The sequence below is a fragment of the Nocardia sp. NPDC058114 genome (genome assembly GCF_042884695.1).
In the GTDB taxonomy this organism is placed as follows: domain Bacteria; phylum Actinomycetota; class Actinomycetes; order Mycobacteriales; family Mycobacteriaceae; genus Nocardia.
Map to the genome: position 1 here is coordinate 1 of NZ_JBHVTK010000006.1, position 23,654 is coordinate 23,654.

Here is a 23,654-nt window from a genome sequence, read left to right on the forward strand (position 1 = left end):
TCGACACACGCACCACAGGTCGTGCACGACCACAACACCTCGGGATCGATGATGCCGTGGACGTCCTCGCCACCGACCAGCGGACGATCCGCCTCCGCACGCGCGGCCTCGGAAATCTTGTCGGCACCATCGAGCAGATAGGGCGCCTTGGCATAGGTGTGATCACGCAGCGAAGTGATGAGCAGCTTGGGGGACAACGGCTTTCCGGTGTTCCAAGCGGGGCACTGTGACTGGCAGCGACCGCACTCGGTGCAGGTGGTGAAGTCGAGCAAGCCCTTCCAGGTGAAGTCTTCGACCTTGCCGACGCCGAGCGTGTCGACGTCGGGGTCGGCGGTCTCCAGGTCGAGGACGCCGCCGCCGGACATCATGGGCTTGGCCGCGCCGAGCGCGACGCCACCGTCGCCTTCGCGCTTGAAATAGATGTTGAAGAAGGCCGAAATCCGGTGCCAGGCAACACCCCAGGTGAGGTGGCGGCCGATCAGATAGAGGAACGCCGCCCCGGCCAGCATCTTGATGAACGCGAAGAGCGAGATCATCAGTGGGTCGGCAGGAATCAGCCGCGCGATCTGCATGGTGAACAGGTCACTCGACGCGTGTCCACCACCGTAAGTGGCGATCTTGCCCGCCTTGAGCAGGACGTCACCGAGGCCGTGGATGAGCACGATCGTCTCGATGGCGTACGCGGCAACGAGATTCGACCCGCTGAACCGGGAGAGGCGCTCGGGCCGGCGGGGGTGGTTGCGCTGCCGGATGGTGATCAGCACCAGGATTCCGATCACTGTGGCGAGACCGAGGATTTCCTCCAGCAGGTGGTAGCCGAACGTGTCGCCGATGATCGGCCAGCCGAACTCCGGGTCGAAGGTCTGTCCGTAGGACTCGAAGTAGAACACCATGCCGAGCAGGAACCCGACCATCACGAGCCAGTGGGCCCAACCGACAGTCCGGAACTTGTTCATTCTCGTGTGCGCGAGAACCTCGACGACGACGGTCTTCGTCCGTGGCAGCACGGGGCCGATCCGTGACCGGTCGGGCTGACCGCTGCGGAGAACGCGAATCATCCGGGACAGGCCGAGAGCCAGTGACCCCCAGCAGATCGCGGTGATGATGACGCCGATGACGCCGAGTGTGATCGTCACAGTGCTCACAGTGTTGCCCCCTGTCCCCGCTGACCTGCAACACAAGTATGTTACTGGCCAGTAACTTGATGTCTGGTGCCAAATTAGCACCGATTCGGCAGCGGCGAAAGCCCCGGGCAACCAGATTCGGTGCAGCGCTGCGGACTTGGGAACCTGCCTGCGATCCCACCCGAAATTGCCATGTGCGCCGCTCGGATTTCGTTGGCAGGATCGAGTGGTCCAACGAACCGAGACGGAGGGAAACCGATGACAATCCTGGTTACCGGGGCGACGGCCAATATCGGGCGCATGGTCGTGGATCAGCTGATCGCGCGCGGTGTGACCGACATTCGCGCGCTGACCATCAACCCCACCAAGGCGGCGCTGCCCGCCGGCGTTCAGGTGGCGCGGGGGCATCTGGGGCGACCGGCCGGCTTGCCCGCGGCGTTCGAGGGTGTCGACCGGATGTATCTCGCACCTTCGCCGGACAATGTCACCGAGGTCCTCGAGCTGGCGCGGGCAGCCGGGGTGCGGCACGTCGTGGATCTGTCGGGCGAGCCCGAAAGCTGGTGGGGCAGTGTGTGTAACGCCGTCGAGGGCAGCGGCTTGGCCTGGACTCATCTGTGGCCCGCCGACTTCATGGAGAACACCCTGACGTGGTCTCAGCAGATCCGTGACACCGGTGCTGTTCACGAGCCGCACCCCGGCACCGCCAGTGCTCCCATCGCCATGAACGACATCGCCGCCGTAGCCGCGACCGCCCTGCTGGAGGACGGTCACCTCGGCCGCGCGCACTCCCTCGCGGGCCCGCAGGTCCTCACCCGCGCGAACCTGGTCGCGCACCTCTCCGATGCCCTCGACCGCGAGATCACCTTCCGCACCTCCACCCGCGAGGAGACCATCACCGCGCTGCACCCCACCATGGGCGACAACTCGGCCTGGTATGTCGACAACGTCCTGCTCGATTTCGCCCCGCCGCCGGAATCCCTGCCCACCACCAGTGTCGAAGACATCACCGGCCACCCCGCCACCACGTTCGATCGATGGGCGCACGCGAACGCCGCCCGGTTTCTCGCCGACTGACACACCCCGGGCCGCGGCGGCCATCGGGGAAACCGGTCACGGAAACGATGCGGAGGCGCCGGACGGGGTGCACACTGGTCGGGTATCCGATTGCGGCGCTTGGTTTTCCGGGAGGGGGTCCGGTGAGCACTGTCCTTCTCGCCGTACACGACGCTGTGGGTCCCGTGCTCGCACAGGCTCCGACGCTCGAGCCGCCGCCGGAATCCGCGAGAATTTTGCAACTCGTGCGCTACCTGTCGTGGCTCGCGCTCCTGCTGGTCCCGGTGCTCGTGATCATCGTCGTCCTCGTGATCGTGCGGGTGACGCGGTCACGCCGCACCGAGCCGAGCCGGCACCCGCGCCCGGCACCGCCGCCGGTCGCGGCTCCCCCTGTCGTGGCGCCGCCGAGCTCCGCGACACCGCCGGCGCCACGTCCGCTTCGAGGTGGATGGCATCGGATAGCCGATTCGTCGAGCCCCGATCGATCGAGTGCCATGCCAGACCTTCCGCTGCCGGGGGCGGATGGCTGGCCACCGCCGGACCCGACGGTGTGGGGACGCCCCGAGCAGAGATGATCGCGCGGGAATATTTCTTGCCTCGCGGTAGGAAATGTTGTCGGAGACAAGGAATCCGGGGGCCCTGAGGGAATTCGACCAAATCTTGTGCGGTCGGTTCCCGAGGGCCGGGGGAAATGTCATTATGTGGGCATTTCGGGTGGCATCCAGGGGTTCGGCGGTAGGTCTGTGGGAAAAATATTGGCGCCAATAGGTCGTCTGGTAGCGGCGGTCGTTCTGATTGTCGCGGCGATTATCGCGCTGCACGGGCGTTTACCTGGGACCGTTGTTCCCAGTGAAACCGGTGGGACTTCGCCGGTCGCTGTCGCGTTGATGCCGGTCTTGCTGCTGGTATCGGTGGTGATCTTGCTCGCGGGCGTCATCGTCAGTCAGCATCGGCTGCCGTTGGCGATGCCCGCGGTCGAACACGGTCTCCGGGTTCGTCTGTCGTTCACGCGGTTCGCGGTGCTGGCCCCGATCGCGCTCAGTACCGTCGCGCTGACGTTCGCGGTCGGTATCACCATGCTGTTCGTCTTGCCCGGCGCGCGGCGTCAGCCGACACCGGTCGCCTCGGTGACACCGGCGCAAGCGGGACAGCCCGGTGTGCCCGCCGCTGTCGATGTGCAGGTGGTCGATTCGGCGGTCGACTCGTCGCGTCTGAGCGGGATGGCGTTGGTGGGAGCCGCGGGCCTGGCGATCGCGCTGATCGGCATCGCGGTGGCCGGTCTCGTCGGCGTCACCGTCGCAGGCCGGGCGCCGCTGGTCGACAGCGTGGAACTGACCGAGGAGCAGGTCTCGACGACGGTCGACTCGCTGACCAGGGCCGCCGAGATGGGACTGGCGGCGATGAACGCGCCAGGTCAGGATCCGCGGACCGCGGTGATCGCCTGCTATGTGGCCATGGAGGCCGGGTTGGCCGCGGATCGTGCCGCGGCGCCGTTGATCTCGGATACGCCGAGGGAAGTGCTGGAGCGGGCTTTCGACAGCGGCGTGCTGCACGACGACGGCGCACACGAGCTGGTCGCGCTGTTCGAGGAAGCCAGGTTCAGTCCGCACGCGATGCTGGGCTGGCAGCGTATCCGGGCCGAACAGCTACTGCGCCTGGTTCTCGCCGACCTTCAGTCCCGCGACGAGGTGCCGGTGTGAGCCCAGTGCTAGTCGCGGCCCCGCATCTCGCCGTACAGCCAGGTGCCGATCATCCGCGCGGTCATGGCGATGGCGGCGGCGCGGTCGCCGTCGGCCACGTCGTCGGCCGAAGCGCGCACGACCGCGGCGAATCCGGTGTTGACCAGAACCCAGGACATCATGTCGTTGTCACGGTCGTCGCCGGGCCCGACGAACTGGATCACGATGAGCTTGACCAGCATTCGCAATCGCGGCTCGAATTCGGGTAACCCGCTGCTGTAGAACTGCACACTGCCGACGAGCGCGCGAACCAGATCCGACTTCGCGATCAGCACCTCGGCGAAGACATCGAGTATCTCGGAGGCGATGGCGACAAAGTCGTCGCTGCTCCTGGGCGACGTCGCCACGGGCAGGCTGAATACCCGCTGGGTGAACTCCTGCTCGACATCGGCGATGAGCCGATCGAGGAGTTCGTCGACGAGAAACGACCGCTCCGGAAAGTAGCGGTACAGCGTTCCGATACTGACGTGCGCCTGCGCCGCGATGACATTGGTGGAGGTGTTGTCGATTCCCCGCTGCCCGAACAGTTCGGCGGCGGTGTCGAGAATGTGTTCCCGGGTCGCCTTCGCCCGCTCCTGCTTCGGCCGGATCCGCCGGTCGACGGGTTTCGGTGGCATCGGTATTCCTTTCGGCGGCCATCTGCTGCACTGATTCTCGTGGAAATATTCCGAAAGGTGGTCCGCATTGCGCGGAATAATATTTCCTGTGCGCGGCCATGGGGTTCCGCGACAGTGAATGGTGAGGTGCACACACCTGACCGGAAGCGATTTCCGTGCCGGTTGTTCCGGCATACGTTCGGGACGGCTTACGAGCCGATTCCTTTTTCGCATTCGGAAAGGCAGACCTTGCATGACCATTACTCGTGGCCGCACACGCTCGGTGCGTGCGGCAATACTGATGGGCGTCAGCGTTGTTGCTGTCGCCCTCTCCGGGGCGGGGGCGGCGGCTGACCCGGCGTCCGAACCCACCGAACAGCAGCTGGCCGAAATCATCCACCAGGGCCGCGATGTGGCCTGGGGTACCGACGGCGGGCTCGGCGGCACGGGGTCGGCCTGTACCTCCGGTAGCGGTGCGGGCTCGGGTAACGGCTCCGGCGACTGCCTCGGTGGTTCCGGCTCCAGCTCGGGCTCCTCGGGCGGCTACTCCTCCGACCCGGGCGCTATCGGCCCCGCGTCGACGGCGTTCCTGCCCGCGTTCGGCTACGGACTGCTCAATCCCGACGCGGGTGCTCCCGGCACCAACGATTGGAACTGCAAGCCGACCGCGCAGCATCCGCGCCCGGTGGTGTTGTTGCACGGCACCTGGATGAATGCCTACAACGGTTACGCCTACATGGGCCAGCCCATCAAGGACGCCGGCTACTGCACGTTCACGTTCAACTACGGCCGTTCCAACATCGTCGAGGGCGGCGGCCTCGGTTCGTTCCTGCCCGGTGTCATGGGCACCGGCTACATCCAGGATTCGGCCAAGCAGACCGCGGCGTTCGTGGACCGGGTCCTCGCGGCCACCGGTTCCGACGAGGTCGACATCATCGCGCACTCCCAAGGTGGGTCGATGGCGAACTGGTACACCAAGTACGAGGGCGGCGCGGCCAAGGTCAACAAGCTGATCACCTTCGGCGCCACCCACCACGGCACCAGCCTCGACGGCATCGGCGCCCTGGGTCGCATGGTCAACAACCTGGGTATCGATGTGCTGGGTCCGATCGAGATCTTCGTCGGCCACGCCGGTATCCAGCAGACCGTCGGTTCGGATTTCGTCAAGACGCTCAACGCCAACGGTGACACCGTTCCCGGTGTCGATTACACCGTGGTCGGCACGCGCTACGACGAGGTGACGAACCCGTACGAGCTGACGTTCCTCGACCAGGGCCCCGGCTCGACGGTCAACAACGTTGTGCTGCAGGAAGGGTGCGAGCAGGACATCTCCGATCACCTGACGATGATGTACTCGCCGCGTGCTTTGTCGATCGCGCTGCGCGCGCTCGATCCGGTGCAGAACCCGAATCTGACCTGCACGTTCAATCCGTGGCTGATCGGGGGTGGTGGCTCCCTGTAGACGAGCGGACGATTCGGGTGCATCGCGGCACGGCTTGGCCGCGATGCACCCGATTTTCGTGTGTTCAGGGGACGAGCAGCGCGGCGGCGCGTTCCCAATAGGTGTGCATGTCCTGCTCCCAGTAGCCCCATGAATGCGTGCCCGCCGGGCGGAAATCGAAGGTCGCCGGGATATCCAGGGCGGCCAGGCGATCGCGCAGCAACGCGGTGCACACCACGGTGATCCCGTCGAGCACGCCGCCGATGAGCAGCTGATCGAGCAGTTTCACCGGATTGCGCTGAATACCAGGGCCGTTCAAGGTGTCCAGCGGGCCGGGCAGGCCGTTGCCGGTGCTCACATACACCTGAACTCCGCGTAGTTTCTCGGCATTGAGGGCGGCGTCATTGGCCGTCCAGGCCGGATCGGTGGGTGGTCCCCACATGTTGAGCGGGTTACCGCGGCGTGCGGTGACGATCGAGGCCACCATCGCCTGTCCGGCCGGGTTGCTGGTCTGGATGCAGCCGCTGAACGAGCCGACCATCTGAAACCGCTGCGGTGCTTGCTGTGCCATCCGGAAGACCGCCGAGCTGGCCATCGACAGTCCGGCGACGGCGTCGCGGCCGGTGCCGTGGAAGGCCGAATCGATGATCGGCGGCAGTTCGGTGGTGAGGAAGGTCAGCCAGCGGTTACGTCCGGTACCGGGATCGTCGGCCTGCCAGTCGGTGTAGAAGGTGCCCGCACCGCCGATCGGCATCACGATGTTCGCCTGTTTCGCGGCGAAGAAGTCGAGGGCGTCGGTCTTGGTGAACCAGTTGCTGCCCTCGCGCCAGTCGGGGGTGTCGGTGCCACCGTCGACGCCGTTGATCAGATACAGCGAGCCGGCGGGCGCCTCGGGGTCGGCGGCGGGAATGACCGCGACGGTGACCGGTCGATTCATCGCCGCGGAGTGCACGGTCACATCGATCACCTTGCCCGGCCCGTTCGCCGCGGCCGCGACGGCGTAGGAGCCGTTCGGTGCGGGCAGCGCCGCCGCCATGGCACGGGCGGCCACCAGGTCCGGGGCCGCCTGCGCCGTCGCGACGACGGGCAGGCCCGCGGCGGCGACCGCCACCGTGAGCGCGAGCCGTCGCACCATCGAATTGCGCACTGTCTTGTCTCCGTTCACTGCTGCGTCGTTATCGCCCATGCCGACTCGTTCCGTCGACCAGGCGCAGTTCCTTGGCGTCGGGCCACAGCGCCGACCACGGTTCGCTCGGGCCGCCGCACAGCCACAGCGCGACGCCGCGGTTCACGCCGGGAAAGCCGAGGGGCTCGTCGACGCGGGTCAGCAGCGTCGTCTGCGTGAAACGGGTACGCAGCGCGGTGTCGGGACCGTCGACCCCGAGGTAGAGCACCGTGGTCGCGGTGTCGGGTGGGGCGCCGAAGTAGCCATAGCCGCGGTTCGGACTGAACACCGCGGGAAGACCGGCGGCAGGCCCGAATTCCTCGAGTGCCGCTGCCTGCCAATAGTTCTGGGTCACGATCACCACACCCTCGCGCTGCCGCGGCGGTATCCGGTGATAGGTCTCGGCAACCGCGGTGACCAGGTCGTCCCAACCGCTCGGACCGAAAAGCACACTGCGCGAGTGGATCTGGGAATAGTCGGTCGTCGACTGCCGCAACGCCGACTCCGGTAGGGGCAGCGCGACGACGAGCGCGACGCAGATCGCGGTAGCCAGCGTGCCGAAGCCACCGCCGATGATCGCGCCGCGTCGCGTGATACCCCGGTCCGCCAGATACACCGCGCCCGCGGCGAACAGCCCGGGGAAAGCACCGGCCACGAAGTAGGGGCGCAGGCCCGCCAGCACGACCGCGCCCAGCCCGATCGCGATCATCGGGATCAGGAAGTAATACGGACGGAACCGCTGCGCGCGCAGCCCGGCCCACATGCCGGCGAGCAACAGCAGACCGGCTGCTCCGGTGACCTGAATCATCGTCCACGGCGCCGCGAGAACCCCGGCGGTGGCGAGCTGCTCATCGCGCACAATCGCGCCCATCGCCAGCTGTGGCCAGCCATTGCTGTGCTGCCACCACAGAATCGGGACCGCCGACCCCGCGAGCAGAGCCGAGCCGAGCCACCACGCGGGCCTGCGCAGCATCTCCCGCGGCCCGAACACGGCCACGCCGAGCGCGAGCACCGCCCAGATGATCGGAATCAGCCACTTGACCTGGAAGTCGACGGCGGCGACGAACCCCGCCGCGACCAACAGGTAGTCCTCGCGAGTGCGCACCCAGCGGATCAGCAGCCACGCGAGCACCGCCGTCAAGGTGATGTCGAGGGCGAAGGTGCTCAGCATCGCCGATTGCATCACCGCCATCGGGGTGGTCGCGTAGGCGAGCGCGGCGACGGTCTGGGGGAGTCGGCCGCCGCCGAACTCCCTGGCCATCACCGCGCTGAGCACGATGGCCAGCACTGTGAACAGCAGCGCGGGTACCCGCAGTGCCACCGTGGATCCCGGTGCGAGGTGGTCCGACAGTGCCGCCAGCAGCGGAACCAGCGGGCCCTGATCGGCATAGCTCACCGACGGATGCCGTCCGGCCGCGAGGAAATACAGTTCGTCACCGCCGATCCGATAGCGGTCGATCCTGGCGAGGAACAGGATGGCGGCCACGGCGGCGACGATCGATACCTCGCGCCACGCGAAGGCGGGCAGCGTGCGGAGGGGGGCGGCGGGCACCTCGACGGTGCCGCTCCGGACGTTCATGGTGGTACTCCGCGGGTTCAGTCCCGGTCGCCGCGGACTGGCGTCGGAGCAGCTCCGGAAGGTGTCGGGTGGGCGAGGGTCTGGTGTTGCGGCGCGGGCCGCAGGCGTTCGAGCCACGCCGGCGCCCACCAGCAGGCGTCGCCGAGCAGCCGCATGGACGCGGGCACCAGCAGCATCCGCAGAATGGTGGCGTCGATGAACAGTGCGGTCACCATGCCGAAGGCGATGTACTGCATCATCAGCAGATCCGACAGTGCGAACGCGCCGGTGACCACCAGCAGGATCACCGCGGCCGCGGTGATGATGCGGCCCGTCCGGGCGATACCCGCCTGCACGGCTTCGGTGGTGGAAGCGCCCGCGGCCCTGGCTTCGACGATGCGTGACAGCAGGAATACCTCGTAGTCGGTCGAGAGCCCGTAGACCACCGACACGATCACGACCAGGACCAGCGACATGATCGGTTGCGGGGTGAAGCCGAACACCCCCGCGCCGTGCCCGTCGATGAAGACCCAGGTGAGCACGCCCAGTGTGGCGCCGAGCCCGAGCAGATTCAGCACGGCTGCTTTGAGCGGCAGCACCAGCGAACCGAACGTCAGCGCCAGCAGTAGCGTGCTGGCCAGGAAGACGGACAGGACCATCAGCGGCATCCGCTCGACCAGCGCGTCGATGCTGTCCTTCTCCACGGCGGGCTGCCCACCGACCATCAGCGTCGTGCCGGGCGGTAACGGCATCGAGCGCAGGTAGTCGATGGTCGCCTCGGCATCGCCGGATCCGGCGAGCACGGTCTGGGTGGTGAGGACCTGGGGCTGGAATGGCGACTGCATCGGTTCGGCGAACGGCGCGGCCAGGCCGGGGGCGTGGTTGGCGTCGGCGCGCACGGTATCGGCGGTGGTGGGGTCGAAGGTGACGATGACCAGGTCGATCGGGTCGATCTGGCGCAATGGGAACAGTTCGTCGAAGTGCTGCTGGGCCAGGCGCGTCGGATGCGACGGCGGGAGAAACCGCTCGTTGATGGAACCGAAGGCCAGATTCTGGATCGGGACGATGAGCAGCAGCAGACCGAGGCAGATCGGAACGGCCACCACCAGTGGACGTTTCATGACTCCCGCGGCGAATCGGCCCCAGCCGTTGCCGGGAACACGATCTCTCGCGACCGGTTTACGGAACCAGTCGACGCCGAGCCAGTCGACGCGCCTGCCCAGCACGGCCAGCATCGCGGGGAGAAGGGTGATCGAGGTCAGTGCGGCCAGGGAGATGGTGATGATCGCGCCGTAGGCGAACGACCGCAGGAAGCCCTGCGGGAACACCAGAATCCCGGCTGCCGCGACCACCACGATCAAGGCGGAGAACAACACAGTGCGTCCCGCCGTGGTCACCGAGCGACGGACCGCATCGTCGACAGCGTGTCCGTCGGCGAGTTCCTCGCGGAACCGGCTGAGCACGAACAGTCCGTAGTCGATCGCCAGGCCGAGCCCGATCATCGAAACGACCGGGGAGACGAAGGAGTTCACCTCGGTGACCGCGGTGAGGCAGCGCAGCAGTCCCCACGCGCCGAGCATGGTGAGTCCGCCGACGATCAGCGGCAGCGCCGCGGCGACGACGCCGCCGAACAGGAAGAACAGCAGGATCGCGACCGCGGGGACGGCGAACAACTCCACCCGGCGCTGATCCTGAACCATGGTGTCGTTCAACGCGAGTGCGACCGGTTGTCCGCCGGCGAGTTCGACCTCGACTCCGGGGATCACGAACTCCTCGGCGATCTTGCGGTAATTGCGGCCCTGTTCGGTGGGGTCGAGGCCGCTGACCGCGACCGAGGCGAACGCGTAGTCACGGTCGGGGGATCCGAAGACCTCGGGAATCGCCACGCCGGTATCAGTCGGCCAATACGCGCCGTTGACGCGGTCGATCTCGTTCGGGAACCGCTGCGGCAGAGTGTTCAGGCCCGCCACGACCGTCGCGGCGAAAGCCGGATCGTCGATGGTGGTGCCTTCGGGCGCCCGCACCAGCAGGAGCACGTCGCTGCTGTGATCACGGCCGAACGCGTTGTCGCGCACGTGTGCCGCGCGCACCGATTCCGAGGACGGATCGTCGAAGCCCTTCGAACTGAGATCCGCGCCGAGTCCGAGCCCGTAGGTGCCCAGTGCCAGTAATCCGGTCACCATTATCAAGATCACCAGATATCGCCGCCGCACGACGGTGTCTGCCCATTGTGTCAACTCGGCGAACACATTCGCCTCCCAACTGCTCGCGATGTGGTCGAACTTGTCAGGAGTCGCCTGCCTTTTCGGTCGCTACCGCGCAATGTTGCGGCCGGTCACAACGATTCTCGGAATGCTGTTGTGAGCCATGACTTCGCGCGCTGGGCCCGATCACAGGAGACCGCGCGATTACCCGTCCGAAATTCCAGAGGTCGGTAATCGCCACGATCGCCGCGGGGGTGGGCTTCTACGTTGACACCAACGGTCACATGCCACAGGCCGGTCGAGCCGGAGGAAATTTCGTGTCGGATATTGCCATTGTCGGAATCGGATGTCGGTTCGCGGGCGGAATCGATTCCCCGGAATCGTTCTGGGACTTTATCGTCGACAAGCGCGACGGCGTCGTGGAGATGCCCGCCGATCGCTGGGATTGGCGCCGCTACTACGACCCCGAACCGCGAACCCCGGGGCGCAGCTACACCAAACACGGCGCCTTCATGACCAACGATCCGTGGGAGTTCGATCCCGACTTCTTCGGGATCTCACCGCGCGAGGCCACGGTGCTCGACCCGCAGCAACGGTTGATGCTCGAGGTGACCTGGGAGGCCCTCGACGATGCCGGGATCGCGGGGCGCTCGGCCGGCGCGCAGGTGGGGGTCTATGTGGGCGGCTTCGTCGTCGACCAGTCGGTGATCGGGGTGGTGGGCCCTGCCCTGTTCCACACCGACATGCACACCCCGGCCAGCGCCTCCTACACGATGCTGTCCAACCGCATCGCCTACGCGCTGAACCTGGTCGGTCCGGCGATCACCGTCGACACCGCGTGCTCGTCGTCGCTGGTGGCGCTGCACCTGGCCTGCCAGGCGCTGGAGAACGACGACTGCGAGGTCGCGCTGGCGGGCGGGGTCAATGTGATGCTGCAGCCGGAAACCTTCGTGCTCATGTGCAAAGGCGGCTTCCTGGCCACCGACGGCCGCTGCAAGTCCTTCGACGCGTCCGCCGACGGTTACGGTCGCGGCGAGGGCGCGGGCATGGTGGCGCTGAAGAAGCTCGAAGACGCTGTCCGCGACGGTGATCGCGTGTACGCGGTGATCAAGGCCACCGGGTCGAATCAGGACGGGCGAACGACCGCGATCACGGTGCCGAACGCCGACTCGCAGGAGGCGCTGGCCCGCACCGTGTGCGAACGCTCGGGCCTGGCGCCCGACGAGATCACGTACCTGGAGGCACACGGCACCGGCACACTGGTCGGCGATCCGGTCGAATTGCGCGCTCTCGGACGGGTTTTCGGTGCCGCGTCCGGGCGCACCGGCACCATCGGCGTCGGCTCGGTGAAAGCCACGATCGGTCACACCGAGGCCGCCGCGGGCGTGGCCAGCGTGATCAAAGCCGCACTGGCACTGCGACATCGCACGTTGCCGCCGCAGGGCTGGCTGAACGAGCCGAACCCCGACATCGCGTTCGACGAGCTGGGCTTGCACGTCCAGACCGAGGCGCAACCGCTGCCCGCCGACGCCGCGCCGATGTCGGTGGCGGTCAACGGGTTCGGGTACGGCGGCACCAATGCCCACGCGATCCTGCAGGAGTTCCGCGCGCCCGAATCGCCGACCGAACCGGCCCGTCACCTCGGCATTCTGCCCATCTCGGCCCGCAGTACGGGTGCCGCGCGTGCGTTGGCGGGCCGGTTCGCCGACCTGATCTCCGCGGGGGCCGACCCGGACCGGCTGGCCGAAGCGGCGTGGACCCGGATGGCGCACCACCCGTTCCGCACCGGTGTACTCCTCGACGGTTCCACCGACGACCTGGTCCGTGAACTGCACGAGTACGCCTCGGGTACCGGGCGCGACGCCGGCCGCACGGTGTCCTCCAGCGCCGCCGAGCCGGTATTCGTCTTCTCGGGCATGGGACCGCAGCACTGGAAGATGGCCCGCGGGTTGCTCGCCGCCGGTGGAGTGTTCGCCGAGACCGCCGAGCAGATCGACGCGGAATTTCGCGCGATCGCGGGCTGGTCGATCATCGAGGAACTGAGCAAGCCGGAGGACGAGTCCCGGGTGACCAGCACCGAGGTCGCGCAGCCCGCGAACTTCCTCGTCCAAGTGGGCCTGGTACGCGAGCTGGCCGGATACGGCATCGTCCCCGCGGCCATCGTCGGACACAGTGTGGGCGAGGTGTCGGCGGCGTACGTCAGCGGCATGCTGACACTGCGCGAAGCGGTGCGGGTGGCCTATCACCGAGCGCGACTGCAGGCCACGACCGCCGGAACCGGCGGGATGCTCGCTGTCGGCTTGACCAAGGAACAGGCCGACGCGCTTGTCGCCGACGATCCGCGCGTCGACATCGCCGCGATCAACAGCCCCACCTCCCTGACGCTGTCCGGCGACGTCGACCGACTCGACGAGATCGCCGAGAAGCTCACGGAGGACGGCATATTCGCGCGTCGGCTGCGGGTCGACGTGCCGTATCACAGTCGCCTGATGGATCCGATCCACGACGAACTGCGCACGGCGCTGGCCGATCTGGCGCCACAGGCGCCCACGGTGGCGCTGTACTCCTCGGTGACGGGGGAACTCGTCACCGACGGCGACTGGAACGCCGAGTACTGGTGGTCGAATGTCCGGCAGCCGGTGCGGTTCTTCGCCGCGATCGCGAGCTTGATCGCCGCGGGCAATCGGATCTTCCTCGAGGTCGGTCCCCATCCGGTGCTGTCGGGCAATATCCGCGAGGCCCTGGTCGACGCGGACGTGAACGGCACCACGGTGCCCACCCTCGACCGCGAGCAGTCCGATTCGCACAGCATCCGGCGCACCCTCATCGGTCTGCATGCCGCCGGGGTACTCGACCGTGAACTGCTGTTTCCCGCCGAGCGTGGCGTCACCGCGCACGTACCGTTGCCGCGCTATCCCTGGCAGCGCACCCGCCTGCACTCGGCGCTGCCACTGTTCGAGCAGGCCCGCCTCGGCACACCCGGCGGGCACGCGATGCTCGGCGACCCCGATGTGGAGGGCCGCCCCGAGTGGCTGTTGCAGGTGGGCACCGAACTGCTGCCGTGGCTGGCCGACCACGTCGTCAACGGCGTCAAGATCATGCCCGGCGCGGCCTACCTGGACGCCGCGCTGAGCGCCACCGCCGCGCGGATCGGCAGCAAACAGGTTGCGCTGGAGGGCGTTCGGTTCGTCGCGCCGCTGATCATGGGTGCCCCCGATGTGCCGTTGGTCGCGATGAGCGTCGAGGAGGCAAGCGGTCGCTTCATGATCAGATCGCGCAGCGCGACCGGAACGGCGTGGACGGTGCACTCGACCGGGCGCACCCTGACCGGCAGCCACGAACAGACCGAAGTCGCGTTGCCCACCATCGAGGTCGGTGTCGACGTCGACCCGGCGATGTTCTACGCGGGCCTGGCCTCGGCCGGGCTGCAATACGGTCCGACGTTCCAGCGGGTGAGCTCCGTGCGGGTGGGACGCGACGTGGTGCTGGCCACCGTCGACGGGAGCATCGCCGAAGGCTCGCGACATCTGGCGCATCCGGCCGTCGTCGACGCCGCGATGCAGTGCGCGGCCATGCTTTTCACCGACGAACGGATCAACGAGGGCGTGATGGTGCCCGTCGGGGTGAACGCGGTGCGGCTGCTCGCCGAACTCCCCGCGGAGATCACCGTCATCGCCCGCCGCGACCCCGGTGCCCGCCTGCGCGCCGATGTCGACCTGCTCGACCGGGACCGAAACCTGGTGGCGCGGTTGACCGGCCTGCAGATCGGTGCGCTCAAGCCCGGTGACAGCCCGCTGCACCGGATGGCCGACTTCTACTACACCGAGGTGCTCGAAGAGCGCGACCCGATCGACCCCGCGGCGCTGACCGAAGCCGGGTCGGTGTCCACCGTGATCGTCGCGCTCGGTGACAGCCTGCGCACCGCCGAACTGGCCGCCGCGATCCCGGGGTCGCGGGTGCAGCTCGTCGACCCGAACAGCGACGAACTGGAGTCGGAGCTCGTCGCGAATCTGGAGGCGGCGAAAGCCGACGAAACGCAGCGCACCCACGTCTGTGTGGTGGTCGGTGCGGGCACCGACGACGTCGCCGACCTGTGGACGCTCAAGCGCGTCGCGGTCGCGGTGTCGGAGTACGTCACCCCGACCGTGGAAGGCGCCCCGCCACAGATCAGCTTCGGCGACGGCAACGTCCACGCCACGCTGGTCACCGAATCCGCCTTCACGGTTCCCGGCAGCGATGTCGCACCGGACCCGCGCCAGGCCGCGCTCGCCGGTGGCCGCCGGGTGCTGCTCAACGAACAGACCCCGCTGCGCTGGCGGTTGGTCGACACCCAGCCCGGCACCACCGTCGCCGAACTCGTCGCCGAACTGGGTGTGCCCGGTGCCTTCACCCTCGACAACAGCGACGAGGTGCTGCTGCGCGACGGCAGGCGCTGGGCGCCGATGGTGACCAAGCCGCTGCCCGAGCGCATCGACGAGCTCGAGACGTCGCATCCGCTGGCCGATCCGGCGGCGAACTTCGAGCTGGACATGCCACGCACGCGGGTGCTCTCGCAGGTGGCGTGGCGTGAATGCCCACGTCCGGAGCCGGCCGCGGGCCAGATCGAGGTCGCGATGGCGGTGATCGGATTGAACTACAAGGATCCGCTCAAGGTCATCGGCCTGCTCGGCGAACGCGAACTCGCGCCGACGTATTTCGGCACCGTGCCCGGTATGGAGGGCATCGGCACCGTGGTTCGGGTCGGTGCCGAGGTCAGCGATGTCGCGGTCGGCGACAAGGTCGCGGTGGCGTCCAAGGGCATGATGCGCCGATTCGCCGTCGTCGATCGGGCGCTGGCGGTGATCGTGCCCGCCGACACCGATCCCGGCTACTGCACCAGCACCATCGCCTTCGGCACGGCCGAATACGCCCTGCACGACCTGGCCCGCCTCGAACCGGGCGAGACCGTGCTGATCCACGGTGCGGCGGGCGGCGTCGGCACCGCGGCCATCCAGGTGGCCAAGTCCATCGGCGCCCGCATCATCGGCACCGCGAGCTCGCCCGAGCGGCGCGAACACGTCCTGGCCATGGGTGCGGATTTCGCGGTGAACTCGCGTTCGCTCAATTTCGTCGACGATGTCCTCGCGCTGACCGGCGGCGCCGGTGCCGATGTGATCGTCAGCAGCGCACCCGGTGAGATCCTGCGCCAGAACTTCAACGCCGCAGCCGAATTCGGTCGCATCGTCGAGGTCGGCAAGGCCGACATCTACACCGGCGGGCTGCTGGAACTGGCCAACTTCGACAAGAACCTCGCCTACTACTCGATGGATCTGGACCGCCTGGTCGCGGTGCGCCCGCAACGGCTGTCGCGACTGCTGGAGCGGGTGTTCGAGAAGGTCACCGAAGGCGTCTACACCCCGCTGCCGTACCAGATGTTCGAGACACACGAGGTGAGTCAGGCGTTCGAGGAGACACTGCGGTCCTCGCGCGTCGGCCGGGTCGCCCTGCGGATGGACGATCCGCGCCCGCCCGTGCGGCCTTCGCTGCCGCCGCTCGACATCGACGGCGCCGGAAGCTATCTCATCACCGGTGGATTCGGTGGGTTCGGCATGGCGATCGGCCGCTGGCTGGCGCTGCGCGGTGCGCGCAGGCTGGTACTGGTCGGGCGCAGCGGCGCCGCCACCGAGACGGCGCGCCGCCAGCTCGAGGTGTGGCGCGCGGTAGGCATCGAGGTGATCGAAGAACACGCCGACGTCACCGATGCCGCCGCCGTCGCCGCGATCGTCGCCCGCGCGCACACCGAACAGCACCCGTTGCGCGCGGTGTTCCACGCCGCGGGCGCGGTGGCCGACAACCGTCTCGCCAGCATGGCGCGCGACGAGCTCGACCGGGTCTATCGCCCCAAAGTCCATGGCGCGCAGGTGATCCACCAGGCGGTAGCCGATGCGGGCATCACCCTCGACATGTTCGTGCTGTGTTCCTCGGGCGGCTCGATGTACGGGATCTACGGTCAATACAACTACTGCGCTGCCAACGTCGCCGTCGAAACACTGGCCCGGCGCTGGGCCGCCGCGGGGGAACGCGCACTGTGCATCGGCTGGGGACACCTGTCCGGCGCCTCGGGCGGCATGGCATCGGATGAAACCGCCGAAAAGTATCTGGACCTGGTGGGTTTCGGTCCGATCGACATGGCCGACGCCACCGCCTACCTCGAACAGACCCTGCGCCTCGGCGTGACGAACGCGGCGATCATTCCCACCGACTGGGCGAAACTGACCGGAACCTTCCCGCAGCTGGTACGCACCGGCCGCACCGCCGCCCTGGCGCAGTCCTCGGCCAAGGACACCTCCGAATTGGCCAAGCTCCGCGCCGAACTCGCCGCGATGGAGGAAGCCAAGCGCGGACCCGCCATCGCCCGCAAGATGGCCGACGAACTCGCGGTGGTCATGGGGGTTCCGGTCGAATCGATCGACATGACGGTGCCCGTGCCGGAGCTGGGGCTCGACTCGTTGATGGCGGTCGAACTGGGCGCGCGGGTCACCAAGACGCTCGGCATCGACCTGATGTCGATGCAGATGGGCCGCTCGTTCAGTTTGGAACAGGCGGGCCCGAAGGTCGCGGAGCTGATTCTGGCCTCCGAACCCGCTGTCACACCGCCACTTCCGGAGGTGACGCCCGGTGAATCCGCCCCGCGGATCGTCGACGTGCCCGACCAGTGGACCGTCGAGCGACCGGCGGAGGTCTCGATGGCGGGATCGCACTGATGGTCGACTTCGGCTTGATCGACGAATGGCGCCCGGCGCCCGGCCGGCTCGTGACCTGGTTCGCCTCGGCGGACTCGGTCGCGCGCGCGGCCAGGGCGCCGGTCCATCCGGCGCCGCCCTCGCTCCAGCAGGAGCAGTATCTGCGCCTGGCCGACCGGCACGCGGGCGCGGACTTCCGGTTCTCCGGCCTGTGCCTGGTCACCGCCGAGATCCCCACCGGTGACCTCGATCGCGACGCGATCACCCGGGCGATCCACGCATTCCTGCTGCGCCACGACACCTTTCGCACGTGGTTCGCTGTCGAAGCCGGTGGCACAGTGCGGCGTCATCTGGTGCCCGAGGCCGATGTCGAGTTCGTGCCGGTCGACTACGGCCACATCGACGATCCCGAGTCGATCTGCCGGCACGTGGAGAAGACGACACCGGGCCCGTTCCAGTGGGATTGCTTCACCTTCGGTGCCATCGAGCACGGCGATTCCACCACCGTGTACCTGGCCGTCGACCACCTGCACACCGACGGACTCGGGCAGTACCTGTCCGCGGCCGACTTCGCCCAGCTCTACGCCGCGCAGCTGTGGGACGAGGCCGAACCGCTCGCGCCCGCGGCGAGCTATCTCGACTACTGCCGCAACGAGCGGTTCTTCAGCGACCAGCAGAGCCTTTCCTCTCCCGGTGTGAAGAAATGGCTGGCGCTGTTGGGCGGCAACGACAACAAGCTTCCGGCCTTCCCGCTCGACCTCGGCAAGAAGACCGACGGATACCATCGCAGCGCCCACCGCAGCGTCGTGCTGTTCGACGACGACGAGGCCGATCGATTCGACGAGGTCTGCCGTGCCAACGGCGCCGAATTCGTCGGCGGTGTGTTCGCCGCGGCCGCACTGGCCGAACGCGAGCTGGTCGGATCGGACTACTACTTCGGCATGACCCCGGTGAGCACCAGGACCTCGGCGGCCGAGAACAATTCGGTGGGCTGGTACGTGACGCTCGTTCCGGTCGCGTTCCCGCTCGGCGAACGCACCACGGTCGCCCGCGCGCTCGCGCTCGCGCAGCGGGCCTACGACAGCGGACTCCTGCTGGCGCCCACCTCTTTTCACCGTGTTCTCGACCTGCTGCCCCCCGATTCCGAGATCAAGGCCGAGCCGGGGTGGGTCACCCCGATGATCTCGTTCATCGACGCCAGGGACTTCCTGGGCAACGAGCTGTTCGACAGCATGAACGCCGGGGTCTTCGCCAACCGGGCTGCCTCCGAGGAAGCACTCATCTGGATCAACCGGCTACCGGGCCGGACCTCGTTGAGCGTCATCTTCCCCGACACCGCGATCGCGCAGGAGTCGGTGCGCCGCTACCTGGCCACCATGAAGTCCGTATTCGGAGCCATCATCGACAGCGCCGCGGAGCACCCATGATCCGAGAAGAGTTCGTCCCGACCATCTTTCGCGACCCCGCCATTCCCGATGGCGAGAAGTCGAGATACCGCGTCGGCATCGTCGGCGAGCCCGGCGGCTTCGAGATAGCGCACGTCGTCGTGCACGATCGGGGCGGCTACCACACGACACTCGAGGCGAGCCCGGAAGAAAAGAGCGGCCGCGACCGTGAACTGGTGATGACCGTCGAGCAGCGCATAGGGCGTATCGACGGCCGACTGCACGCGGAAAGCTATCGCGCGCAGACCCGGTCGGGGTCGACGGTGGTTTCGCGCGAGGAAGTGAATTTCGTCGACACCGTGCACCTGCAGTTCGGTGGCCTGCCCGGACCGTTCCCGCCGAATGTGATGCCGATCGCCGGTGGGCTGACGATGTTGCGTGGACTGGACTTCGCCGACGGGCTGGTCGAAACGGTCGACGTCTGGCTCGCGGCGTCGGTGCACTGGCCACTGCTCGTCCGGGTGGAGAAGCAGGTCGTGTTCGCGGGACCGGCCGGGGTGTTCCCGTGTTGGCAGGTGCGGTTGCGGCCCGGCTTCGACCAGGTGAACGGGATGCTGGACAAGATGGTCGGCTCGGTCGTGCCGCCGTTCATCGCCCTGTTCGAGGTGGCGGCGCCGCACCGGATGGTGCAGTTGAGCTTTCCGACCCAGATGTCGATGTCGGCCCCGCGCGCCACGATGGAACTGGTGTCGTGAGCGACACCACCGGGGTCGCGAAGGCGCAGGTGCCCGAGCTCGGCGCGTGGCTGGCGTTCGGCGCCTGCCTGATCGCGGTGTTCATGCAGATGATCGACGTGACGATCGTGAACACCGCGCTGCCGAGTCTGACCGCCGACCTCGGTGCGTCCAGGTCGGCACAGCTGCTGGTGATCTCCGGGTACGCGCTGGCGTTCGCCTGCACCCTGCTCACCGCCGCGCGGATCGGTGCGATGGTCGGTCGGCGCACGATGTTCCTGGTGTCGGTGGTCGCCTTCACCGCGGCTTCGGTGTGGTGTGGATCGGCCGGTGGCCCTGCCGAACTCGTGCTCGCGCGGGTGGTCCAGGGTGCGGCGGGGGCGGGGATGGCCGCCCAGACGATCGCCATTCTCACCGCCGGTTTTCCGCGCGAGCGCCATCCCCTGGTTTTCGCGCTGTACGGGGGAGTGGCCGGATTCGCCGGGATGCTCGGACCCATCGTGGGCGGTGTGCTGCTCACCATCGATATCGGTGGGTGGGGGTGGCGGTCGGTCTTCCTGATCAACCTGCCGATCGGGCTGTTCGCGTTCGGATTGGCCTGGAAATTCCTGGACCGGAGCAGCCCGGCCGGTCGTCACCCACTCGATCTGGTCGGTGCCGCGCTGTCCGGGCTCGGCTTGTTCGCGCTGATCGGGGGCCTGGCTCAGATCCAGGAGCACGGGTGGCGGCTCGACCTGCTCGCCGTCACCGGTGCCGGGCTCGTGCTGACGGCGGTGTTCCTCGCCCAGCAGCGCACCCGCACCGCGCGCGGCGCCGACCCGCTCGTGCGGCTGGACCTGTTCGGCAACCACGGCTTCCGGATCGGCTCGGTGCTGGTCGGCGCGTTCTTCGGGCTGTTCACCGCGTTCGTGTTCGCCGCCTCGATCACCATGCAGGATGTGCTCGGCTACTCGCCGCTGCTCACCGGCATGGTGATGACCCTGTTCGCCCTCGGTGCGGGCGCCGGCGCCCTCGGTTCGCTGATTCTGGTGCCGCGCTGGGATATCTGGGCGCTGGCCGCCGGGATCGCCCTGTTCGGCGGATGTATCGGCGCGGGCGGGGTGTACCTGTATCTGGTCGACGGTGTAGCGAACGCGCTGCTCTGCGCGGGTCCGGTGTTCGCGGCCGGATTCGGTGTCGGCCTGTTCGGCGTGCAGTTGCAGCCGATGATGCTGTCCGGGTTGGACGCGAATCGGATGGCCGAGTCCTCCGGTGTGCTACCCACCATCGAACAGGTCGGCAACGCGGTCGGACTCGCGGTGCTGACCACAGTGTTCTTCGGTTCACACAGCCTCGGCGGCAGCATCATGATGATGGGCGCCATCGCCGCCGTGGCGCTGGTGCTGGCGGTGCTCACCTTGGCGATGCCCTCGCGCGAGCGTCGAGAACAGGCCGCGATCGGCGTTTCGTAGGGTTTTCGCTGGTCGTCGGCGTGCGGGTGCCGCTGGTTGTCGGACCTCGGTGTCAGACTCTGGCACGTGAGATGGGCGATAGCGGAGACGGGCGAGGGCGGCGCTCGGTTGTGTCCGCTCGATCAGGACGGTCACCCGGCGGGACCGGTGCTCGACGAGCCCTCGCTCGTCGAGGCGGTGCGCACCCGCCCGGACGTGCAGCGGTGGGTCTGGCGGTCCACGGCCGACATCTACCGTGCGTTGCTGGCAGCGGGCGTGTGGGTCGAACGGTGCTACGACGTCCAGGCGGCGGAGTCGCTGCTGATCGGCCACGAGGAAGGACAATCGGGGCAGGCGCGCTCACTGGCGGCGGGCTGGGCGCGGTTGCACAACCTGGCCGTTCCGCCGGATGCGCCGGTGCGGGCCGCCGAGACGCAGCCGTCGCTGTTCGAATCGGGTCCGGTGCCACTGCCGCCGGGGATCGACGAGTTCACCGCCCTGCTGGCGGTGTACGCGGGACAGGTCGCGCGCACCGCTCGGGCCGAGCACCCCGAGCGCATGCGACTGCTGCTCGCCGCCGAATCGGCGGGCATGCTCGTCGCTGTCGAGATGGGGCAGCTCGGCATTCCGTGGCGCGCCGACGTCCACCGCGAACTCCTGGATTCGATGCTGGGAGAGCGCTTTCCGGGGGGATCGGAACCGCGGCGGATGGCGGAACTGGCCGAGGAGGTGTCGCGGGCGTTCGGGACAGGAGTCCGAGTCCGGCCCGACCTGCCCGCCGACATCATCAGGGCTTTCGGTCGCGCCGGAATCCTGCTGTCCTCCACCAGGAAATGGGAGCTCCAGCGGATCGACCACCCGGCGGTAGCGCCGCTGCTGGCCTACAAATCGCTGTATCGCCTCTACACAGCGCATGGCTGGTCCTGGCTCGAACAGTGGGTGCACGGCGGCCGCTTCCGCCCCGAATACCTACCCGGCGGCACAGTGTCCGGGCGCTGGACCACCAATGGTGGTGGCGCACTACAGATTCCGAAGATTGTCCGGCAAGCGATCCGGGCCGACCCCGGGTGGTCGCTGGTGGTCGCCGACGCCGACCAGATGGAGCCACGGATCCTCGCGGCGATCTCGCGCGACCCGGGGCTGATGGAAGTGGCCGGTCGTGGCGAGGACCTCTATGCGGACCTGGCCGCTCGCGGATTCGGCGGCGACCGCGATCAGGCCAAGATCGCCCTGCTCGGCGCCATCTACGGCCAGACCTCCGGTGACGCCCTGACCCACCTCGCGGGCCTGCGCCGGCGCTATCCCGCCGCCGTGGCCTACGTCGACGACGCCGCGCGCGCCGGCGAGGAAGGCCGCCTCGTGCGCACCTGGTTGGGGCGTACCTGCACGCCGCTGTCGGTCGCGCTCGACGACACGGACTCGCCCCAGGACACCCGCACCGAGTTCGGCGCCGACTCCGCCGCCCGCGCCCGTGGCCGCTTCACCCGCAACTTCGTGGTGCAGGGCAGCGCCGCCGACTGGGCCCTACTCGTCCTGGCCGGAATCCGGCACGCGATCCGCGACCTCCGTGCGGAACTGGTCTTCTTCCAGCACGATGAAGTGATCGTGCACTGCCCGACCGAGGAAGCTGCTGTGGTGGCCGAAGCGATCGCCACCGCCGCAGACACCGCGGGCCGGATCGCCTTCGGGCAGACGCCGGTCCGCTTCCCGTTCACCACCGCCGTGGTGCAGTGCTACGGCGATGCCAAGTAGGAACGCCGCTAGATCAGTACTTCCCGCAGGTGGGGTCTAGCGTGGTCGCATGCTCAGTCTCGAACAGCTGGTCACCTTCGGCGCGGCAGCCTTGATCATCATCGTGATTCCCGGTCCCAGCGTAGTTTTCGCCATCGGCAGGGCTCTCGCCCACGGCCGGTCCGTCGCATTGGCCAGCGTGGCCGGCAACACCTTGGGTCTGCTCACAGTGCTGGCGCTGGTCTCGGTCGGGCTCGGTGCGGTCGTCGCCGAGTCGGCCACGGTGTTCTGGATCGTGAAAATCGCCGGGGCGGCCTACCTGGTCTACCTCGGGGCCACCGCGATCCGACACCGCGCGGCGTTCGGAGCGGGAGACCTGAACCCGGAACGCTCCGCATTGCCGTGGCGGACCTCGGTGCGGCAGGGCTTCGTCGTCGGCGCGTCGAACCCGAAGTCGTTCATCCTGGCCGCCGCCGGCGTACCGCAGTTCGTGGATCGCGACGCCGGGCAAGTCCAGCTTCAGATCTTGCTGCTCGGCCTGATCGCGGTCGCGATCGCCTTGGTGTCGGACAGCCTCTGGGCGGTGCTGGCCGCACGGCTGCGCGATTGGTTCCGCCGGTCGCCACGACGCGAGGAGACGCTCGGGACCGTCGGGGGCTTGTCGATGATCGGGCTCGGCGTCTCGGTGGCGTTCACCGGCAACCATGCGAAGTAGCGTTGTGACCAGTTCGAACGGCGACATCTGCCGCTCACGGGATTCGGCCGAACGGGG

15 protein-coding genes are annotated in these 23,654 nt (G+C 68.0%); 10 read left to right on the plus strand and 5 right to left on the minus strand.

Translation table 11 applies throughout. The features are described 5' to 3' along the window. Positions 1 to 1,145: 4Fe-4S dicluster domain-containing protein (locus tag ACFVVI_RS21935; RefSeq protein WP_387446550.1), on the minus strand; the 1,145-nt coding region annotated here is incomplete at its 3' end. A gap of 237 nt (positions 1,146 to 1,382) precedes the next feature. Here ACFVVI_RS21935 and ACFVVI_RS21940 point away from each other — a divergent pair. From ACFVVI_RS21940 to ACFVVI_RS21950, 3 genes are all read left to right on the plus strand, one after another. Further along, positions 1,383 to 2,198, plus strand: coding sequence for an NAD(P)H-binding protein (locus tag ACFVVI_RS21940; RefSeq protein ID WP_387446552.1), 816 nt, complete (start codon positions 1,383 to 1,385; stop codon positions 2,196 to 2,198). 122 nt (positions 2,199 to 2,320) lie between these two features. Beyond that, a complete protein-coding gene (locus tag ACFVVI_RS21945) occupies positions 2,321 to 2,752 on the plus strand; it encodes a hypothetical protein (RefSeq protein ID WP_387446554.1) in 432 nt (143 codons plus the stop codon). A 312-nt stretch (positions 2,753 to 3,064) separates the two neighbouring features. Further along, the gene (locus ACFVVI_RS21950) at positions 3,065 to 3,877 is read left to right on the plus strand and encodes a DUF4129 domain-containing protein (protein WP_387446555.1); all 813 of its coding nucleotides are present in this window, start codon (positions 3,065 to 3,067) and stop codon (positions 3,875 to 3,877) included. 8 nt (positions 3,878 to 3,885) lie between these two features. Here the strand turns inward: ACFVVI_RS21950 and ACFVVI_RS21955 are convergent, their stop codons facing one another. Beyond that, positions 3,886 to 4,533 (minus strand): TetR/AcrR family transcriptional regulator, encoded by a 648-nt coding sequence (locus tag ACFVVI_RS21955; RefSeq protein ID WP_378997051.1) that lies wholly within the window; start codon positions 4,531 to 4,533, stop codon positions 3,886 to 3,888. 232 nt (positions 4,534 to 4,765) lie between these two features. On the opposite strand from ACFVVI_RS21955, the gene ACFVVI_RS21960 reads away from it, so the two are divergent. Beyond that, positions 4,766 to 5,974: an esterase/lipase family protein gene (locus ACFVVI_RS21960; protein WP_387446556.1), complete on the plus strand. Its 1,209-nt coding sequence runs from the start codon at positions 4,766 to 4,768 to the stop codon at positions 5,972 to 5,974. 64 nt (positions 5,975 to 6,038) lie between these two features. On the opposite strand, the gene ACFVVI_RS21965 is transcribed toward ACFVVI_RS21960, so the two are convergent. The 3 genes from ACFVVI_RS21965 to ACFVVI_RS21975 are packed head-to-tail and all read right to left on the minus strand — an operon-like array spanning position 6,039 to position 10,859. Further along, a complete protein-coding gene (locus ACFVVI_RS21965) occupies positions 6,039 to 7,139 on the minus strand; it encodes an alpha/beta hydrolase (protein ID WP_387446557.1) in 1,101 nt (366 codons plus the stop codon). Then, positions 7,129 to 8,697: an ArnT family glycosyltransferase gene (locus tag ACFVVI_RS21970; protein ID WP_387446559.1), complete on the minus strand. Its 1,569-nt coding sequence runs from the start codon at positions 8,695 to 8,697 to the stop codon at positions 7,129 to 7,131. The genes ACFVVI_RS21965 and ACFVVI_RS21970 overlap by 11 nt, the downstream gene beginning before the upstream one ends. A gap of 17 nt (positions 8,698 to 8,714) precedes the next feature. Beyond that, positions 8,715 to 10,859 (minus strand): MMPL family transporter, encoded by a 2,145-nt coding sequence (locus ACFVVI_RS21975; RefSeq protein ID WP_387447007.1) that lies wholly within the window; start codon positions 10,857 to 10,859, stop codon positions 8,715 to 8,717. A 338-nt stretch (positions 10,860 to 11,197) separates the two neighbouring features. Here ACFVVI_RS21975 and ACFVVI_RS21980 point away from each other — a divergent pair, with 338 nt between their 5' ends. The 6 genes from ACFVVI_RS21980 (at position 11,198) to ACFVVI_RS22005 (ending at position 23,597) form a co-directional block, all read left to right on the plus strand. After that, a complete protein-coding gene (locus ACFVVI_RS21980) occupies positions 11,198 to 17,623 on the plus strand; it encodes a type I polyketide synthase (RefSeq protein WP_387446560.1) in 6,426 nt (2,141 codons plus the stop codon). Continuing rightward, complete coding sequence (locus tag ACFVVI_RS21985) at positions 17,623 to 19,029, plus strand: condensation domain-containing protein (RefSeq protein ID WP_387446561.1); 1,407 nt, start codon at positions 17,623 to 17,625, stop codon at positions 19,027 to 19,029. Before ACFVVI_RS21980 ends, ACFVVI_RS21985 begins: the two co-directional genes overlap by 1 nt. Then, positions 19,026 to 19,742 (plus strand): hypothetical protein, encoded by a 717-nt coding sequence (locus ACFVVI_RS21990; RefSeq protein ID WP_387446562.1) that lies wholly within the window; start codon positions 19,026 to 19,028, stop codon positions 19,740 to 19,742. The genes ACFVVI_RS21985 and ACFVVI_RS21990 overlap by 4 nt, the downstream gene beginning before the upstream one ends. Then, positions 19,739 to 21,172, plus strand: a complete 1,434-nt coding sequence (locus ACFVVI_RS21995) for an MFS transporter (protein WP_378992699.1) — start codon at positions 19,739 to 19,741, stop codon at positions 21,170 to 21,172. The genes ACFVVI_RS21990 and ACFVVI_RS21995 overlap by 4 nt, the downstream gene beginning before the upstream one ends. A 66-nt stretch (positions 21,173 to 21,238) precedes the next feature. Further along, entirely contained in the window at positions 21,239 to 22,903 is a 1,665-nt protein-coding gene (locus ACFVVI_RS22000) for a bifunctional 3'-5' exonuclease/DNA polymerase (RefSeq protein WP_387446564.1), read from the plus strand. Positions 22,904 to 22,952: 49 nt separating this feature from the next. Then, positions 22,953 to 23,597: a LysE family translocator gene (locus ACFVVI_RS22005; protein WP_387446566.1), complete on the plus strand. Its 645-nt coding sequence runs from the start codon at positions 22,953 to 22,955 to the stop codon at positions 23,595 to 23,597. The last annotated feature ends 57 nt before the right edge of the window (positions 23,598 to 23,654 follow it).

What these genes read in the sequence shown, in the direction of transcription:
- ACFVVI_RS21940 (WP_387446552.1), top strand. Translation starts at nt 1,383, where the DNA reads ATGACAATCCTGGTTACCGGGGCGACGGCCAATATCGGGCGCATGGTC.
- ACFVVI_RS21950 (WP_387446555.1), top strand. Translation starts at nt 3,065, where the DNA reads ATGCCGGTCTTGCTGCTGGTATCGGTGGTGATCTTGCTCGCGGGCGTC.
- ACFVVI_RS21955 (WP_378997051.1), bottom strand. Translation starts at nt 4,533, where the DNA reads ATGCCACCGAAACCCGTCGACCGGCGGATCCGGCCGAAGCAGGAGCGG.
- ACFVVI_RS21960 (WP_387446556.1), top strand. Translation starts at nt 4,766, where the DNA reads ATGACCATTACTCGTGGCCGCACACGCTCGGTGCGTGCGGCAATACTG.
- ACFVVI_RS21965 (WP_387446557.1), bottom strand. Translation starts at nt 7,139, where the DNA reads ATGGGCGATAACGACGCAGCAGTGAACGGAGACAAGACAGTGCGCAAT.
- ACFVVI_RS21970 (WP_387446559.1), bottom strand. Translation starts at nt 8,697, where the DNA reads ATGAACGTCCGGAGCGGCACCGTCGAGGTGCCCGCCGCCCCCCTCCGC.
- ACFVVI_RS21975 (WP_387447007.1), bottom strand. Translation starts at nt 10,859, where the DNA reads ATGGTGACCGGATTACTGGCACTGGGCACCTACGGGCTCGGACTCGGC.
- ACFVVI_RS21985 (WP_387446561.1), top strand. Translation starts at nt 17,623, where the DNA reads ATGGTCGACTTCGGCTTGATCGACGAATGGCGCCCGGCGCCCGGCCGG.
- ACFVVI_RS21990 (WP_387446562.1), top strand. Translation starts at nt 19,026, where the DNA reads ATGATCCGAGAAGAGTTCGTCCCGACCATCTTTCGCGACCCCGCCATT.
- ACFVVI_RS22005 (WP_387446566.1), top strand. Translation starts at nt 22,953, where the DNA reads ATGCTCAGTCTCGAACAGCTGGTCACCTTCGGCGCGGCAGCCTTGATC.